Genomic DNA, 16,711 nt, shown 5'->3' with positions numbered 1-16,711 from the left:
TTCGTCTCTGTCGACGAGAGTATCATTTTCCAATGACGATAAATGGTTAATAAAGTTTTACATTTTCCACTGGACAAGCCGAATCACAATTGATTCATTGGGTCAGGTTCGAGCGAGCGGCGCATCGAATCACATGAGGACCTACAGAATTGACGAAGATGGCGGAAGCGCAGCGGGGACGCGCGGCCGGTGAGCGGTTGCGGCCAAAATTTCCGGGTTTCCTGAACCTGGACAAGGACGTCATCCAGCACGCACGGATTTTCAGGGAGCCGGCAGCGCTGCGTCTTGCGCGCGCAGAGCCGCTGCTGAAGCGTTCCATCCCGATCCTGATCACCGCCTTTCTGCTCGTCGTCGCAATTTCCCGCGTCAACGGCATCATGGTCGAACATGCTCGCATGGAGGCAAGTTCGCGCCAGGCGACGGTTCTCGCCGCCGCGACGGCGAGCGCGGCGCTGCAGGAAGACGCCGTTGCCCTGTTCGACAAGGCGCAACGATGGGATGTGGAGCGGCGGCTCGGCACCTTCCTGCCACCGGATGTGCTCGAGCCCGGCGCCTTTGTTTTGACCATCCGCAATGACGGGCGAATTTTCGCAAGTTCCCCAGAGGGCGCCGCCTATACCGGCCGCACGCTTGCGGCCATCGCCCCGGAAATCGCCGCCTTTCAGTATTTCGGCGAGCGCTCGACGGTGATGAAGACCTTCATCGGCGACGTCGAGCATGTCGTCGCGCTGATGCAGGTGCCGGGTGATGCCGGGACATTGCTCGTTGCGACGCCGCTGTCGCGGCTCGAAAAGCTGTGGCGCGACGAAGTTTCGTTGAACGTCACGTTGTTTGCGGGCATCTCGGCCATCCTGCTCGTCGTGCTCTATGCCTATTACATCCAGGCCAAGCGCGCGCGCGATGCGGACCAGATTTTTGCCGAAAGCAACCTGCGCGTCGAAACGGCGCTGTCGCGCGGCCGCTGCGGCCTTTGGGATTTCGACATGCCGAACCGGCGCCTGTTCTGGTCGCGGTCGATGTACGAGATGCTCGGCATGGCGCCGCAGAGCAGCGTGCTCTCCTTCGGCGACGCCGCCCGGCTGATGCATCCGGATGACGGCAGCATCTACAAGGTAGCGCGTACCATCGCCAAGGGCGACGCCCGACAGATCGACCAGGTCTTCCGGATGCGCCATGCCGAAGGCCACTATGTTTGGATGCGCGCCCGCGCGCAGGTGATCCGCACGGCGTCAGGCCGCGTGCATCTGATCGGGATCGCCATGGACGTCACCGAGCAGCATCGGCTGGCCCAGCGCTACGCGGAAGCCGATCAGCGGCTGGCCGACGCCATCGAATGCACCTCCGAGGCCTTCGTGCTGTGGGACAAGAACGATCGCCTCGTGATGTGCAACACCCACTATCAGCAGGCCTACAACCTGCCTGACCACGTTCTCGTGCCAGGCACCGAACGTTCCGTCGTCAACGCGGCCGCAGCCCGCCCGATAATCGAGCGGCGGATCGCCGATCCCGACCGGTCCAACCACTCGCAGACATCCGAAGTCCAGCTCGCCGACCAGCGCTGGCTGCAGATCAACGATCGTCGCACGCGCGACGGCGGTTTGGTCTCCGTCGGCACGGATATTACGCTGCTGAAGCGCCATCAGGTTCGCCTGCGCGAATCCGAGCGGCGTCTCATGGCGACCATCGGCGACCTCTCGACCTCGCGCATCACGCTTGAGCGCCAGAAGGCCGAACTCTCGATTGCGAATGCCAATTATCAGGCCGAGAAGGAACGGGCCGAAGCGGCAAACCGGGCCAAGTCCGAATTCCTTGCCAACATGTCGCATGAACTGCGCACGCCGCTGAACGCCATTCTCGGCTTCTCCGAAATCCTGCAGAACAAGATGTTCGGCCCACTCGGCTCCGAGAAATACGACGAATATTCCCACGACATTCATGACAGTGGCAAACATCTGCTGAACGTCATCAACGACATCCTCGACATGTCGAAGATCGAGGCGGGGCAGATGAAGATCAACCGCGAGACAATCGATCTTGCACCGCTGATCGAGGAGACACTGCGCTTCACCACCATTCCGGCGAAGCAGAAGAGCATCTGCGTCGACCAGCAGGTTTCCTCCGGCCTGACGCTTGTCGCGGATCGGCGGGCGATGAAGCAGATCCTGCTCAATCTCCTGTCGAATGCCGTGAAGTTCACCAATGAAGGCGGCAAGATTTCGCTCAGGGCCCGCAAGGTGGCGGGCGCGGTCACACTCACCATCGCCGACACCGGCATCGGCATCCCACGGGCGGCGCTCCAGAAAATCGGCCAGCCCTTCGAACAGGTGCAGAGCCAGTATGCCAAGAGCAAGGGCGGCTCCGGACTGGGCCTTGCGATTTCGCGGTCGCTGACGAGCCTGCATGGCGGGGCGATGCGGATTCATTCGGTGGAAAACATCGGCACGATCATCTCGCTGCGCATCCCCGATACGGATCCGAGCGCCGGAGGTGGCTGCGCTACCGCATAATTCCTCAAATCGGCATCGATTTGAGGAATTTATCCAGCAGTTTCAAAGTGCCGCAGCGTCCCTTGCGGTCATGTCTGGCGCGCGGCGCTGCAGGGCTTGACGACCGCCTGAAATATCCGGCGCACGGCCTTGGAGAGGCGACGGATATCCGCCTCCAGCACCTTGACGTCCGGCATGTCGGTCGCACGGCAGAGCAGATCGATCAGGCCCGCCGGAGCGTCCTTCATCTCGAAGTCACCGTCCAGGCACAGCCTGACGATCTGCGAGAGGCTGGTAAACAGCGCCAGCGCCTCCTGGATGGTCTCCAGATCGGCAGGCGCGATCAACGCCGGCCCAAGCGCCTGCAGCACATCGGCCGTCGACGTCCCGCTCGGCGGCACGTCGCCGCCCCGAGCCGGTGCGACCAGCATGAGATATTGGGCGATGAATTCGATGTCGACCAACCCGCCCGGAATGAGCTTGAAATCCCAGACATCACTCGGTGGCTTTTCCTTGTCGATCAGCTCGCGCATCTCCGCGACATCCGCCGCGATTTTTCCGATATCACGCGTCTGGCCGAGCACTTCGCGAAAAATCGTGTTCGCCTCCGCGATCAGACTATCGTCGCCGCAGAGTGCCCGCGCGCGGGTCAGCGCCATGTGCTCCCAGGTCCACGCTTCTTCCCGCTGGTATTTTGCGAAGGCATTGATGCGCGTCGCAACCGGCCCCTTGTTCCCCGACGGGCGCAGCCGCATATCGACTTCATAGAGTACGCCTTCGGCGGTGGGGGCCGAGAGGGCCGAGATCAGCCTCTGCGTGATGCGCGTGAAATAGCGGACGGAATCGAGCGGCTTTGGACCATTCGATTCAAAGGCCGTCTCGTCATGGTCGTAGAGCAGGATGATATCGACATCCGAGCCGGCGGTCAGTTCGTGGCTGCCGAGCTTGCCCATGCCGACGACGGCGACGCGCCCTCCGGGGAACTTTCCGTGCGCAGCTTCCACCTCAAGCAGCACGGCCTCAAGTGTTGCCGCGATGATCAGGTCGGCAAGGTCGGTGAGCGCATACCCCGCCCGCACGCCGGTGATCACACCTGTCAGGAGCCGGATCCCGATCAGGAATCGCTGCTCGGACGCGGTGATACGCAATCGGTCGAGAATGTCCTCGTAGTGGCGGGCGCCGGAAAGGAAGCCGTTGATGCGCTCGGCCAGATAATCCCGCGTCGGCAATTCGACGAGCAGGCGCGGATCCAGCATGCCGTCGAAGACGTGCGGCTTGCTGGCGATGATATCGGCAAGCCGCGGCGCCGAAGACATGATGTTGACGATCAGCGACAGCAGCCCCGGATTGTTGCCGAGCAGCGAGAAAAGCTGGATGCCGGCCGGCAGGCCCGCGATGAAATGGTCGAAACGCAGCAGCGCCTCGTCGGCCCGCTTGTTTTCCCCGAAGACGCGTAGAAGCTGCGGTGTGAGTTCCGTCAGCCGTTCGCGCGCCTCCACCGATTGGGTCGCGCGGTATCGGCCATAGTGCCAGGTGCGGATGGTCCGGGAAATGTCCTGCGGCCGCTCGAACCCGAGTTTCCTCAGGGTTTCCAAGGTATCCGGATCGTCCCTCTGGCCGGTGAAGACGAGGTTGCCCGTCTCCGCCGAAAGCCTCGCCTCCTGCTCGAAAAGCTGGGCATAGCGGCGCTCCACCGTCTTCAACACCCGCGACAGCTCTGCCGAAAACGATGCGACGTCGGCGAAGCCCATCATGTAGGCGATACGCTTGAGTTCCGCCTCCGTCGTCGGCAGCACATGCGTCTGCTCGTCGCGGACCATCTGGACGCGGTGCTCGACATCGCGCAGGAACCAGTAGGCGGAAATCAGTTCCTCGGCGGTTTTCCCATCGATCCAGTTTGCCCGCGCCAATCCTTCGAGCATCGGCTCGGTCGCGCGCCGCCTGAGTTCCGCCATTCGCCCGCCGGCAATCAGCTGCTGCGTCTGGACGAAGAACTCGATCTCGCGGATGCCGCCGCGCCCGAGCTTGATGTTGTGACCCTTGACGGCAATCTCGCCATGCCCCTTGTGGGCGTGGATCTGCCGTTTGATCGAATGGATGTCGGCGATCGCGGCATAGTCGAGATATTTGCGAAACACGAAAGGCGTCAGTTCGCGCAGGAACGCCTCGCCGGCCTTGAGATCGCCAGCAACAGGCCGCGCCTTGATGAATGCCGCGCGCTCCCAGTTCTGCCCCCTGCTCTCATAGTAAAGCATGGCGGCATCCACCGGAATGGCGAGCGGTGTCGCGCCGGGGTCGGGCCGCAGCCGCAGGTCCGTGCGGAAGACATAACCGTCACCGGTCCGCTCCTGCAATATGCGGATCATCCGGCGCAGCAACCGGCCGAAGGTCTCCGGCGCGTCCTGGGGATCGATGATCAGCGGCGCCTGCGGCTCGTAGAAGACGACGAGATCGATATCGGAAGAATAGTTCAGCTCGAATGCGCCGAGCTTGCCCATGCCGAGAACCACGACACCAGAGCCTTCGCTCGGTTGCTGTATATCGATCACGTTGAGCTTGCCGGCGTCATGCGCGCTGAGCAGCAGGTGATTGATCGTCGCCGAGACGGCAGCACTTGCGAAGGCGCTCAGCCAGCGTGTCGTTTCGCGCACATCGAACAGGCGTGAAAGATCGGCGAGTGCCATGGCGAATGCGATGTCGCGCTTGGCATTTCTCAGCCGCGCCATGATCTCGGCGTCCGACAGGGCCTTGCCGCCCTCGCCCCCCTTCCAGGCGTTGCGTGCCGTTTCGATACAGTCGCCGAGATGGTCTGTGATCGGGCCGGCAAGAGCCCGCACGAGCACTTGCGGATGAGCGAGCGCGGTATCACGCAGATAGGGAGACAGCGAGAAGGCCGCGACGATGAAGTCCTTCAGCGGCGTTTGCGAGGCCAGCAGGCTGGCAATTTCGGGATGCAGTTTGCCGATATCCTTGAGGCTGGAAAGGACGGACTTCGCATCCGCCTGACTCATCGGCCGCAGGGTGCATGTGGCGATATTCGCCAAACGCCGCATATCCGTCTGCATCGTCGCCCTCCCAAGCAGGTTTCGAAAACCTCAGCCGCTCCCTACTCCCATGCCTATCAGCCGGAAGGCGCCGCGAAAACCATGCTGGCGGTCAAACCGCGATTGTTTTCACCGTCCGCCTCCGTATCGCTCAATTCGAGGCGCCCTTGATGCATCTCCATCACCGCTTCGACGAGCGACAGGCCAAGACCGGTTCCGGGCTTGCTGCGGCTTTCGTCGAGCCGTACGAAGCGCCCGACGACATCGCCGCGTTTGTCCGCCGGAATGCCGGGCCCATGATCCGCCACCGACACCGTGATCGTCCCGTCCCGTTTCGCAAGGCTGACCTTGATCAGCGGATTGTCGCTGCCCTCGGAATATTTGATGGCGTTGTCGATGAGGTTGCCGAGCGCCTGCCCGATCAGTTCACGATTGCCGGACACGTGGATGTCGGGCGGTACATCGGCTTCCAGTTTCAGCGCCCTTTCGTCGGCCACCGGCTCGTAAAGCTCGACGCAATCGGCAACGCTCTGCGAAAGGTCGACATCGCTCATTTCCGCAGCCGCCGAACCCGCCTCGACGCGCGAAATCATCAAGAGCGCGTTGAACGTACGGATCAGTTGGTCGGATTCGCCGATGATCTCTTCCAGTGAAGCCCGGTAACCTGCAGTCGTCGCCTTGTGCGCCAGTGCGGCTTCGGCCTTGTTGCGCAGACGCGTGAGAGGCGTCTTCAGGTCGTGGGCGATGTTGTCGGACACCTGCCGCAAGCCTTCGTTCAGCTTTTCGATCCGGCCCAGCATGGCGTTGAGAGATTCCGAAAGCCGGTCGAACTCATCTCCGGAACCGCTCGTTGGCAGCCGCTGCGACAGGTCGCCCGCCATGATCCGCGTGCTGGCGTCCGACATGCGGTCGATCCGCTTCAGTGCGTTGCGACCGATGGCAAACCAGATGATCAGCGCGCCGATCCCCATGATGCCGAGAGCAACGACGAGCGCCTGGCGCACAAGCACGCGGAACTTCTCCGGTTCCTGCAGGTCGCGGCCGACCAGGATGCGCAGCCCATTGTTCAGCACCAGAACATGCGCAAGCGCCACATGGGTTTCCTTGCGGCTTTCGTCAGTGTAGCGCTGATAGCGGAAGGCTTCGCCCGTCCAGCCCTCCTGGTCGAGAAACCCGGGCTGCAGCGAAGCAACGTTGCCGGCAAGGATTTCGCCGGTCGGCCCGGCAATGACATAGAGATTGGCGCCAGGCTGCCGCGCCCGGCGCTCCAGCGTCCGCAGCAAGCCATTGACGCCCGCCCTGCTGTATATCTCCTCGATCTGGGAAACTTCCGCCGTCACGGCATCCCTCGTCTGGTGTTCCAGCAGCCGCTGCGACATCGCCGTGACGTAGAAGACGAGAAAGGCCGCGCAAAGCGCAAACAACAGGAGATAGAGAGCCGATAGGCGAACGGCAGTCGTGCGAAAAAGGACGCGCAGTCTGCTCATGCGTCCGTGTGTCCGTCTTCCTTGATCATGTAGCCGGCACCGCGAACAGTGCGCAGCAGCGGCTGGTCAAAGTCCTTCTCGATCTTCGAGCGCAACCGCGACACGTGTACGTCAATGACGTTGGTCTGCGGATCGAAATGATAGTCCCAGACATTCTCCAGCAGCATCGTGCGTGTTACGACCTGACCGGCATTCTTCATCAGATATTCGAGCAACCGGAATTCGCGGGGTTGCAGGAGAAGTTCCCGCCCCTGACGGCGCACCGTATGCGAGAGCCGGTCGAGTTCCAGATCGCCGACGCGATACACCATGTCCTGCTCCGGCGTACCCTTGCGGCGGCCAAGCACCTCGACGCGCGCGAGAAGCTCGTTGAAGGCATAGGGTTTAGGCAGGTAGTCGTCACCGCCGGCGCGCAGGCCGGTCACCCGGTCGTCGACCTGGCCAAGGGCCGACAGGATCAGCACCGGCGTATGAATGCCCTTGCGTCGCAATTCGGAAATGACGGAAAGCCCGTCGCGGCGCGGCAGCATTCGGTCGATGACCAGCACGTCGTAACTATTCTCGGTGGCCATGAACAGGCCGCTTTCGCCATCGCTCGCATGATCCGAGACGATCCCCGCCTCGCGAAACGCCTTCGCAAGATAGGCGGCGGCCTCAAGGTCATCTTCGATAATCAGAATCTTCATGCGGGTGACCATAGTCCCGGACCCCTGTCTTTCACAACCGGTTTGCCTTGGCGAGCTCATGTCCGCCTGCGCGTCGTGCAGCAGTAAAGGCATGGCCTGAAACGCGGGCGCCGCGAAACCTTCGGAGGGTCCGCGGCGCCGGGTTGCTCGATGGGCCGTGTCAGCCCTGGCTGATCGGCAGCGCCACGAAGCGGCTGGCGTTATCGGCCTCGATCTGGAACAACGCCTTGGTGCGGCCGTCCTTCTTGGCTTCCTCGATCACCTTGAGGATGTCGTCGGCCGACTTTACCTCCTGATTGTTGACGGAGACGATCTTCTCGCCTTCCTTCAGCCCGCGGTCGCTGGCGTCGGAGTCCGGATCTACCGAGGAGATGGTCACGCCCTCGCCGTCTTCCGAGGGCGTCACGGTGACGCCGAGGTCAGCCAGCGCCTTCTCGCTCGAAGGCAGCTGTTCTTCCTGCTGCTGCTGGTCGCTACCGGCTGAGGCGTCCTTGTTGTCGGCCGGCAGTGCGCCGATTTCCAGCTTGACGCTCTCGGCCTTGCCGTCGCGCCACAGGGCAACATCGACGCTCGTGCCTGGGCGCATCATGGCGATCTTGCGCGCCAGTTCACGCGGTCCCTTGATCATGTCGCCATTGACGGCAGTGATCACGTCGCCCTTCTTGATACCGGCCTTTTCACCCGGAGAACCGGCCTGCGGTTCTACGACCAGTGCGCCGCTGGCTTCCGCAAGACCGAGCGATTCAGCAACATCCTTGTCGACCGGCTGGATCTGCACGCCGAGCCAACCGCGGGAAACTTCGCCGTCCTTTATCAGATCGGCCACCACATCCTTGGCAACGGATGCCGGGATGGCAAAGGCGATACCGACGTTGCCACCCGAGGGCGAAAAGATCGCGGTGTTGATGCCGACGACTTCGCCGTTGAGGTTGAAGGTCGGACCACCCGAGTTGCCGCGGTTCACAGCTGCATCGACCTGCAGGTAATCGTCATATGGGCCGGAGCCGATATCACGGCCACGCGCCGAAATGATGCCGGAGGTGACGGTACCGCCCAGTCCGAATGGGTTGCCGACGGCCACGACCCAATCACCGACACGCACCTTGCTGTCGTCAGCCCAGGTGACAAAAGTGAATTTGCGCTTGTCGTCGACCTTGAGGACGGCGAGATCGGTGCGGCTGTCCTTGCCGACCAGTTTCGCATTGAGTTCTGAGCCGTCGTTCAGGATAACGGTGAATGCCGAACCGTCGGAAACGACGTGGTTGTTGGTGACGAGGTAGCCGTCCTCGGAGATGAAGAAGCCGGATCCCTGCGATGTCGGGCGCAGACGGCCGGGCTTGCCTTCGCGCGGGCCATGGCCTCGCTCGGCGCGCCTGTCGTTATCGCCGTTCGGGCCGCCGAATTCCTTGAAGAAGCGCTTCAGCGGGTGGTCATCCGGCAGTTCGTCCAGGCCGCGGCCGCCGAAATCGAAGCTGAAGCCGCCGCCCGCCTCGTCGGAAACAGGGTTGGCGCGGGACTGGACGCGTACGGAAACGACGGCCGGCGAAACGGCGTCAACCACATTGGCAAAGCTTGGAACCTGAGGCGCTTCGACCTTCACCGCCGCGGCAAAGGAGTGGGTGACGGCGGCGGGGATGCCGGTCGAAAGCATGACGGCCGCGAGACCAGCGACGGTCGAGGTCTTCAGAACGGTCTTGAGGGAGGGACGCAGTGCGTTTGTCGTAAACATCCGATTTGCCTTTTCTCTTCATGTATCTGGCTGACTGGAGGAACAGCCGTTGAGAAAAGGGATAGCCGAACGCACCTTACCGACTTGTGTCCGCAAAATGAACTTTTGGTAATGTTGGCTCAGTAGTGGGTAGTGGAAGAAAGACGCGCCTCATCGCCAGTCGCAACGGCTCACGACCCACTACTCACTGTTCCTCAGCACGGCATCCAGCCTGGCCTGCTCTTCTGGCGAGAGCGGCGTTCCGGTCGCCCTGCCGCTGCGTCGCCGGGCGGAAACGATCATCACCGCCACGCCCGCCGCGAGCAGAACGATCGGCGCGCCCCACAAAAGCAGCGTCTTCGTCTCGAGGCGGGGCTTGAGCAGCACGAATTCGCCGTAGCGCGACACGACATAGTCGATGACAGCTTCATCCGAGTCACCGGCGGCGATCCGCTCGCGCACAAGCACCCGCAGGTCCTTGGCCAGTTCCGCATTCGAATCGTCGATCGACTGGTTCTGGCAGACCATGCAGCGCAGTTGCGCCGAAAGCGCCCGTGCGCGCGCCTCGAGCGCCGGGTCAGCCAGAACCTCGTCCGGGTTGACGGCGAAGACCGGCGACGCGGACAGCAACAGCAAGATAACGTAGACCAGCCGCCGGATCATTGCGCAGGCTCCAGAACCGGTCTCTTCTGTTTCCTCGCCCGCGACGGCGCACCGATCCGCAGCCGCCGGTCGCTCAGCGAGACCGCGCCGCCCATCATCATCACGAGTGCTCCACCCCAGATGCAGAGGATCATCGGCTTCCACCAGATCCGCACGACAACGCCGCCATCCGCCATGCCATCACCAAGCGACACATAGAGCTGGCTCAGGCCGAACGTCTTGATGCCGGCCTCGGTCGTCGGCATCCGCCGCGCCGTGTAAAGACGTTTCGACGACCACATCTCGGTCACGACCACGCCCGCCCGCATGACGCTGAAATGCCCGGACTGCTCGGTGTAATTGGGACCCTTGCCGTCCCGCAATCCATCGAAGCGCAGCGTATATCCGCCCGCGTCGGCCGTCATCCCCGGCTTCATTTCGACGATATGCTCCGTCTCGAAGGCGGTGACCGCAACGATGCCGATCAGCGTGACGCCCAGACCGATATGGGCCAGCGCCGTTCCGAAAACCGAACGCGGCAATCCGGCAAGGCGCCGAATCGCCGCGGATCCCGCCACCCTGCCGATACCCGAGCGCAGGAACAGTTCGGTCAGCGAGCCGGCGATCATGTAGGCGCCCAGCACCAGCCCCGCCAGCGCCATGATCGGCCCGCCATGCTGCGCATAGTAGATCGCGCAGCCCGCAACCAGACCGATCGCCACCGCCGCGAACAGCCGCTGTCCAGCCCCGAGCAGGTCGCCGCGTTTCCAGGCCAGCAACGGCCCGAAAGGCACCGCCAGAAGCAGCGGCAGCATCAGCAGCCCGAAAGTCATGTTGAAGAAAGGCGCGCCGACAGAGATTTTCGAACCCGTCAGCGCCTCGAGCACCAGTGGATAGAGCGTGCCGGTCAACACGGTTGCTGCGGCGGTCGTCAGGATCAGGTTGTTGAGAACCAGCGCCCCCTCGCGTGAAATCGGCGAAAACAGCCCACCCGCCTTGAGATGCGCTGCGCGGAACGCAAACAGCGAGAAGGCGCCGCCAATGAAGAGAATCAGGATCACCAGAATGAAGACGCCGCGCGTCGGATCGGTCGCAAAGGCGTGAACCGAGGTGAGCACGCCGGAGCGGACGAGGAACGTGCCGAGCAGCGACATCGAGAAGGTGAGGATCGCAAGCAGCACTGTCCAGATCTTCAGGGCTTCGCGCTTCTCCATCACCAGCGCCGAATGAAGCAGCGCGGTCCCGGCAAGCCAGGGAATGAAGGAGGCGTTCTCGACCGGATCCCAGAACCACCAGCCGCCCCAGCCAAGCTCGTAATAGGCCCAGTAGGACCCCATCGCGATCCCCGCCGTCAGAGAGGTCCAGGCGGCGAGCGTCCAGGGTCGCACCCAGCGCGCCCAGGCCGCATCGATGCGGCCCTCGATCAGGGCGGCGACAGCAAAGGAAAAACAGACGGAAAATCCGACATAGCCGAGGTAAAGCAACGGCGGATGGATGGCCAGCCCGATATCCTGCAGCACCGGGTTGAGGTCGCGTCCCTCGCCCGGCACGTCGACGAGCCGGTTGAACGGGTTCGACGTCAAGAGAATGAACAGCGAAAAGGCGCTCGCGATCCAGGCCTGGACGGCAAGCACATTGGCCTTCAACGTGTCGGGCAGGTTGTGCCCGAACACCGCGACCAGGGCCGAAAAGAACGTCAGGATCAGCATCCACAGCAGCATGGAACCTTCGTGATTGCCCCAGACGCCGGAGAACTTGTAGATCAGCGGTATCTGCGAATGCGAATTTTCCCAGACGTTCTGCACGGAAAAATCCGAGGTCACATGCGCATAGGTGAGAACGCCGAAGGAAAGCGCGACGAGCAGGAAGGTCGCCTTCGCCGCGACCGTGCCGATCTCCATCAGCGCCCGGTCGCCACGCGCTGCGCCGAAGACGGGCATGATCGCCTGCAGGACCGACACGCCAAGCGCCAATACCAGCGCGTAATGACCGAGCTCGATGATCATTGGATGTTTTCCTTGCCCCCGAGCGATACGCCCTGCGCCTTCAGCCGGTCTGCGACATCCTTCGGCATATAGGTCTCGTCATGCTTGGCGAGCACCGTATCGGCGACGAAGACGGGGCTGCCGGCAACGAAAGCTCCTTCGGCGACGACGCCCTGCCCCTCGCGAAAGAGATCCGGAAGAATGCCCGTGTATGTCACCGGCACGCGATCGAGCGTATCGGTCACGCTGAAGCTCACCGTCATGCCGTCGCCGCGCTTGACCGATCCCGCCTCGACCAGCCCGCCCAGCCGGATGCGGGTGCCCGGCGCCAGATGCGCCTTGGCAAGGTCGCCGGGAACATAGAAATAGGCAACGGCCTGGCTGAAGGCGAACATCACCAGAAGTACGGCAGCGATGATGAAGCTAACGCCGCCGCCGATGATTGCCAGACGCTTCTGCTTGCGGGTCACTTCACGCCTCCATCGGCCGTCAGGCCGAGTTCACCTGCCAAAGCCAGCAATTGTTTGCCCTGTTCGCCCTCGGCCGGAAAGACGCTCAGCCCCTGTTTCAAGGCCTCGGCAGCCTTGTCCTTTTGGCCAAGCACGGAATAGGAACGGATGATCCGCATCCATCCATCGAAGTTTTTCGGATCGTTCTTCAGTTTTTCGGCAAGGCTCGCGACCATGCCCTCGATCATGGCCGTCCGGTCGCCTGCATTCATGGTCTGCGCTGCCGCGACGTCGTCTGCCGTCGGGTTGCCCAATGCGGTACCCGGCTGTTCAGCGGAGGCGGCAGCGCCGCCGGCCTTGAGACTGGCGATATGCTCATTGACGAGCGGCAGCCACGGCGCGTCCGCCGGCGATGCCTTGATGATTTCCTGGAACGCCGCAAGCGCTTCCGGCGCCTTGCCTTCCTGCTTCAGGGCCAGCGCCAGATAGAATTGCGCGCGCGGATCGTTCGGCTCGATCGCCAGTGATTTCTGCAGCGCCTCCTGCGCCTCGTTGGTGATCAAGCCGCCGGAAAGCGCAATCAGGCTTTCGGCATAGCCGCCGAGCCGCGCGGGCGTCGGTCCGAGAATACGAAGTGCGTTGCGGAAAGCGGCGGCGGCATCCTCGATCCGGCCGCTGCGATAGTAGATCGGCGCCAGAACATCCCATCCCGCCCCGTCTTCCGGATTGGCGACAAGCTGCTGCTCGGCGCGCGCGATCAGGATATTCATGTCGTCGCCCGGGTTCGCCAACCGCGCCGCCAGCGGGGCGTCCGGCAGGTCCGGATTTCCCGTCCGCAGGTAAAGACAGAGGCCGATGGCGGGCAGAGCGAGAACGACGGCGATCTGCGCCATCCGGTTGCTCCGCCGCGCTGGCTCAGCGGGTCCAGCTGCCTTTACCGCTTCGGTCGCAGCGAGCAGTCGGCGCGCCACTTCGGCGCGGGCGAATTGCGCATCCTCGCCGGAAATCAGGCCATTCTTCTCGTCGCGCTTCAGCTCCTCGAGCTGGTCGCGATAGACCTCGACGTCATGGGATTGCGGAACCTCTGCGCCGGCGGCGGCACGCAGCAGCGGAAGGAGCAGGACGGCGGCAACAGCCGCTGTCAGGATGGCAACGAGGATCCAGAACAGCATGTGCGCTCAATTACTATGCGCGACACACCATTCCAATCGGAAAACGCTAAATGACGGAGATTTGAGGCGTTTCGCCGCAATAGGCACACGCCATGTCAAGTCAGCGGCGTCCAGGTGCCGTTCGCATTGCGGCAGGCGGCACCGCGCGCGACGCTTTCCTGGCCTTTGATCGTCACCGTATGGCTGTATTGACGGCAGTTCTGCGAGCCGACCTGATAGGGGGCCGCGGCAACGACCGTGCCACTGATGCCCGACCCCTCCCAGACGACCGGCTGTCCGCCACGCGCCACCTCCAGGGCGCGGTATTCTGCTTCCAGCGCCCGCTGGCGATCGGCCTTGCTGATCGAAAGACCGGCCGTGCGCCCGATCACGCCGCCGCCCAGTGCCGCGATATAGGACGCCGAGGTTTCCGGCGTCATGGTAGCAGCGGTCTTGCCGGCATCACGCGACGCGGTGCCGCAACCGCTGAGCAGCAGCGACACTGCAATCAGGCACGCGGCTGCGGGAGCGGATAAGAGCGTGGTGAAACGGGCCAGGTTCTTCATCGTGCGGGCTAGCTCTCGCGATTTCCGTTGCATCGGCAGGCCGCGGCCGGCGAAACACCGATTCCATGGCTGACCATCTTTTTACATTCCGCGCCCGGGCAAGCAACAAAGGGCAAGCTCAAAGCTGAACCGTTTGAAGATTTTGCCCGTAACTCTGTCAAAAAAGTCACGCCACGCGTTAGCGGCCGTTCCATCATGAAACAGCCGGCAGCAGGAGGCGGGCATTGAGCCCGCCACGCTCGCCACGCGACAACTCGAGCGTCCCTTGATACTCGCCGGCAATCTCGCTGACGATCGACAGTCCGAGCCCCGTGCCCGGCTTGCTTTCGTCCAGCCGCCTGCCGCGTTTGACTGCAACGGCGATCTGCTCCGGCTCGAGACCCGGCCCGTCGTCGTCCACGTCGATCGAAATCCAGTTTCGCCGCCCCGGGTCCTTGCCTTGCAAGCCCTCCGGTGCGCTCTGCACGGTGACGCGAACCTGCTCTGTGGCGTAGCGAGCGGCATTGTCGAGAAGGTTGCCGACCGTTTCCTCAACGTCCTGCTGCTCCATGGCGAGGATCAGTCCGGGTGGAGAGACCGTCAGCAGGAAGGTCTTCTCCGGATGCAGCCGACGCATGACCCGAACCAGCCGCTCCAAGACCGGCTCGACCTCGGTGCGCGCCAGCACCGACTCGCGCTGGGCGGCGATCCGCGCTCGGTTGAGATAGGACTGAACCTGCAGTTGCATGGATTCGGCCTGCATCCTGATGAGGTCGCCGTGTGGCGCCTCGAGCACCCGCGCCTCGTTCATGAGAACCGCAATCGGCGTCTTCAGCGAATGGGCGAGATTGCCGACCTGCATGCGGGCTCGCTCGATGATGCGGCGGTTGCTATCGATAAGCGCGTTGACTTCACTCGCCAGTGGCTGGATTTCGCGCGGAAACTCCCCGTCCAGCCGCTCGCTCTCGCCGGCGCGGATCTTTTCGAGCGAGCGGCGCGCCTGATCGAGCGGTCTGAGGCCGAAGAGGATCGCCAGCGCATTCATGCCGAGGCCGCCGAAGCCGAAGATCGACAGCGCCAGATAGAGATTGCGGTTGAAATCGTTGATGTCGGCTTCCAGCACGTCACGATTGCCCGCAACCCGGAAGCGGGCGGTATGGCCCTGGATATCAAGGACCACTTCCGTCTCGGCCACTTCGACTTCGTTGTTGAAGGAATCGACCGTCGTATAGAAGCGCTCGTAGCGAATATCGAAGGGAACCTCGTCGAGGCTTGCGATCGGCAGCTTGCCCGAACCGAGCGACGTGGACAGCAAGGGCGGTGTATTGAATTCGCCGATCGGCTCGACGATCCAGTACCAGCCTGTCTGCGGCTGCGAAAACCGCAGGTCGCCCAGCTGCGGGCTGCCGGCCAGCTCCGATTTGTCGTTGACGACGATCGAATTGATGACGTTGTAGAGCTGCGCGCGCAGCAGATCCTGAAAACCGCGCTCGGAGCCCTGCCGGTAGAGCGCCGAGATCACAACGCCGATGACCACCAGCGCCGCGACCGCCCAGACTGTCGAGACGAGCAGCACGCGCGCGGTGAGTGATTGCGGGCGCAGCCTCATGGGCAGGATCGATCCTGCGGAGGGAAAGACGGTTCGCGCGCCTGGCCAGCGCATCGGCGAGCGTCATGCCCAGGCGTAGCAATTGTAGAGAACCCGGTGGTTTCGGTCATGTCGATCCCGCTCAGGATTTGGCTTCCTTGCTGGCCATGCCCGGCGGCTGCATGCGATAGCCGAGGCCGCGCACGGTCTCGATCAGGTCGTTGCCGATCTTCTTGCGCAGCCTGCCGACGAAGACCTCGATGGTGTTGGAATCGCGGTCGAAATCCTGGTCGTACATATGCTCGACCAGTTCCGTGCGCGAAACCACCTGTCCCATATGGTGCATCAGGTAGGAGAGCAGCCGGAATTCGTGCGACGTCAGCTTCAGCGCCACGCCATCGACCGTCGCCTTGGACCCCTTGGTGTCCAGCCGCACAGGTCCGCAGACGATCTCCGATGTTGCATGCCCGGCAGCCCGCCGGATCAGCGCACGAATGCGCGCCAGGACCTCTTCGACGTGGAACGGTTTCGTCACATAATCGTCGGCACCCGCGTCGATGCCGGCGACCTTGTCGCTCCAGCGATCACGCGCCGTGAGGATCAGGACAGGCATTGCCTTGCCGGCGCTGCGCCATTTTTCAAGCACGGTGACACCGTCCATCTCGGGCAGGCCGATATCGAGAATGACCGCATCATAGGGCTCGCCATCACCGAGATAATGGCCTTCTTCGCCATCAAAGGCCTGATCGACGACATAGCCCGCTTCCTTCAACGTATCCGTCAGCTGACGGTTGAGGTTGACGTCGTCTTCGACCACCAGAATGCGCATGAACTGACCTTTTCCCTTCAGCGAGCGCTCATCCGCCGGATTGAGCTGCGCGCTGCCACACGAGACTCGAATGAATATCCTATTCGGTCCGGTTGGAGAACAGTTTCGATG

12 protein-coding genes are annotated in these 16,711 nt (G+C 62.8%); 1 reads left to right on the top strand and 11 read right to left on the bottom strand.

Annotated features, from left to right (window positions below):
- Positions 1-158 precede the first annotated feature (158 nt).
- On the top strand, positions 159-2,507 hold the full coding sequence (locus JNB71_RS12860; protein WP_431028825.1) for a PAS domain-containing sensor histidine kinase: 2,349 nt from the start codon (positions 159-161) through the stop codon (positions 2,505-2,507).
- Positions 2,508-2,575: 68 nt separating this feature from the next.
- Here the strand turns inward: JNB71_RS12860 and JNB71_RS12855 are convergent, their stop codons facing one another.
- From JNB71_RS12855 to JNB71_RS12805, 11 genes are all read right to left on the bottom strand, one after another.
- Entirely contained in the window at positions 2,576-5,551 is a 2,976-nt protein-coding gene (locus tag JNB71_RS12855) for a bifunctional [glutamine synthetase] adenylyltransferase/[glutamine synthetase]-adenylyl-L-tyrosine phosphorylase (protein ID WP_220372141.1), read from the bottom strand.
- 56 nt (positions 5,552-5,607) lie between these two features.
- Positions 5,608-7,017: a sensor histidine kinase gene (locus JNB71_RS12850; RefSeq protein WP_220372140.1), complete on the bottom strand. Its 1,410-nt coding sequence runs from the start codon at positions 7,015-7,017 to the stop codon at positions 5,608-5,610.
- Positions 7,014-7,715 (bottom strand): response regulator transcription factor, encoded by a 702-nt coding sequence (locus JNB71_RS12845; protein WP_276572475.1) that lies wholly within the window; start codon positions 7,713-7,715, stop codon positions 7,014-7,016. The genes JNB71_RS12850 and JNB71_RS12845 overlap by 4 nt, the downstream gene beginning before the upstream one ends.
- A 148-nt stretch (positions 7,716-7,863) precedes the next feature.
- Complete coding sequence (locus JNB71_RS12840) at positions 7,864-9,432, bottom strand: Do family serine endopeptidase (RefSeq protein ID WP_220372138.1); 1,569 nt, start codon at positions 9,430-9,432, stop codon at positions 7,864-7,866.
- Between the two features lie 180 nt (positions 9,433-9,612).
- Entirely contained in the window at positions 9,613-10,074 is a 462-nt protein-coding gene (locus JNB71_RS12835; RefSeq protein WP_220372137.1) for a cytochrome c-type biogenesis protein, read from the bottom strand.
- A complete protein-coding gene (locus JNB71_RS12830) occupies positions 10,071-12,059 on the bottom strand; it encodes a heme lyase CcmF/NrfE family subunit (protein WP_220372136.1) in 1,989 nt (662 codons plus the stop codon). Before JNB71_RS12830 ends, JNB71_RS12835 begins: the two co-directional genes overlap by 4 nt.
- Entirely contained in the window at positions 12,056-12,508 is a 453-nt protein-coding gene (gene ccmE, locus JNB71_RS12825; protein ID WP_018329591.1) for a cytochrome c maturation protein CcmE, read from the bottom strand. The genes JNB71_RS12830 and ccmE overlap by 4 nt, the downstream gene beginning before the upstream one ends.
- Positions 12,505-13,659, bottom strand: coding sequence for a c-type cytochrome biogenesis protein CcmI (gene ccmI, locus JNB71_RS12820; protein ID WP_220372135.1), 1,155 nt, complete (start codon positions 13,657-13,659; stop codon positions 12,505-12,507). The genes ccmE and ccmI overlap by 4 nt, the downstream gene beginning before the upstream one ends.
- Before the next feature lie 95 nt (positions 13,660-13,754).
- The gene (locus JNB71_RS12815) at positions 13,755-14,204 is read right to left on the bottom strand and encodes a hypothetical protein (protein WP_220372134.1); all 450 of its coding nucleotides are present in this window, start codon (positions 14,202-14,204) and stop codon (positions 13,755-13,757) included.
- A 193-nt stretch (positions 14,205-14,397) separates the two neighbouring features.
- The gene (locus tag JNB71_RS12810; protein WP_220372272.1) at positions 14,398-15,786 is read right to left on the bottom strand and encodes an ATP-binding protein; all 1,389 of its coding nucleotides are present in this window, start codon (positions 15,784-15,786) and stop codon (positions 14,398-14,400) included.
- Between the two features lie 127 nt (positions 15,787-15,913).
- Positions 15,914-16,600: a response regulator transcription factor gene (locus JNB71_RS12805; protein ID WP_220372133.1), complete on the bottom strand. Its 687-nt coding sequence runs from the start codon at positions 16,598-16,600 to the stop codon at positions 15,914-15,916.
- Between the last annotated feature and the right edge of the window lie 111 nt (positions 16,601-16,711).

It is taken from the genome of Rhizobium herbae, from assembly GCF_019511375.1.
Lineage (GTDB): Bacteria > Pseudomonadota > Alphaproteobacteria > Rhizobiales > Rhizobiaceae > Pararhizobium > Pararhizobium herbae_A.
Note: the sequence above shows the minus strand (reverse complement) of the source record. Positions and strands in the feature narration are given on the sequence as shown.

Coding starts and splice junctions, on each gene's coding strand:
- JNB71_RS12860 (WP_431028825.1), top strand. CDS start 159: ATGGCGGAAGCGCAGCGGGGACGCGCGGCCGGTGAGCGGTTGCGGCCA.
- JNB71_RS12855 (WP_220372141.1), bottom strand. CDS start 5,551: ATGCAGACGGATATGCGGCGTTTGGCGAATATCGCCACATGCACCCTG.
- JNB71_RS12850 (WP_220372140.1), bottom strand. CDS start 7,017: ATGAGCAGACTGCGCGTCCTTTTTCGCACGACTGCCGTTCGCCTATCG.
- JNB71_RS12845 (WP_276572475.1), bottom strand. CDS start 7,715: ATGGTCACCCGCATGAAGATTCTGATTATCGAAGATGACCTTGAGGCC.
- JNB71_RS12840 (WP_220372138.1), bottom strand. CDS start 9,432: ATGTTTACGACAAACGCACTGCGTCCCTCCCTCAAGACCGTTCTGAAG.
- JNB71_RS12835 (WP_220372137.1), bottom strand. CDS start 10,074: ATGATCCGGCGGCTGGTCTACGTTATCTTGCTGTTGCTGTCCGCGTCG.
- JNB71_RS12830 (WP_220372136.1), bottom strand. CDS start 12,059: ATGATCATCGAGCTCGGTCATTACGCGCTGGTATTGGCGCTTGGCGTG.
- ccmI (WP_220372135.1), bottom strand. CDS start 13,659: ATGCTGTTCTGGATCCTCGTTGCCATCCTGACAGCGGCTGTTGCCGCC.
- JNB71_RS12815 (WP_220372134.1), bottom strand. CDS start 14,204: ATGAAGAACCTGGCCCGTTTCACCACGCTCTTATCCGCTCCCGCAGCC.
- JNB71_RS12805 (WP_220372133.1), bottom strand. CDS start 16,600: ATGCGCATTCTGGTGGTCGAAGACGACGTCAACCTCAACCGTCAGCTG.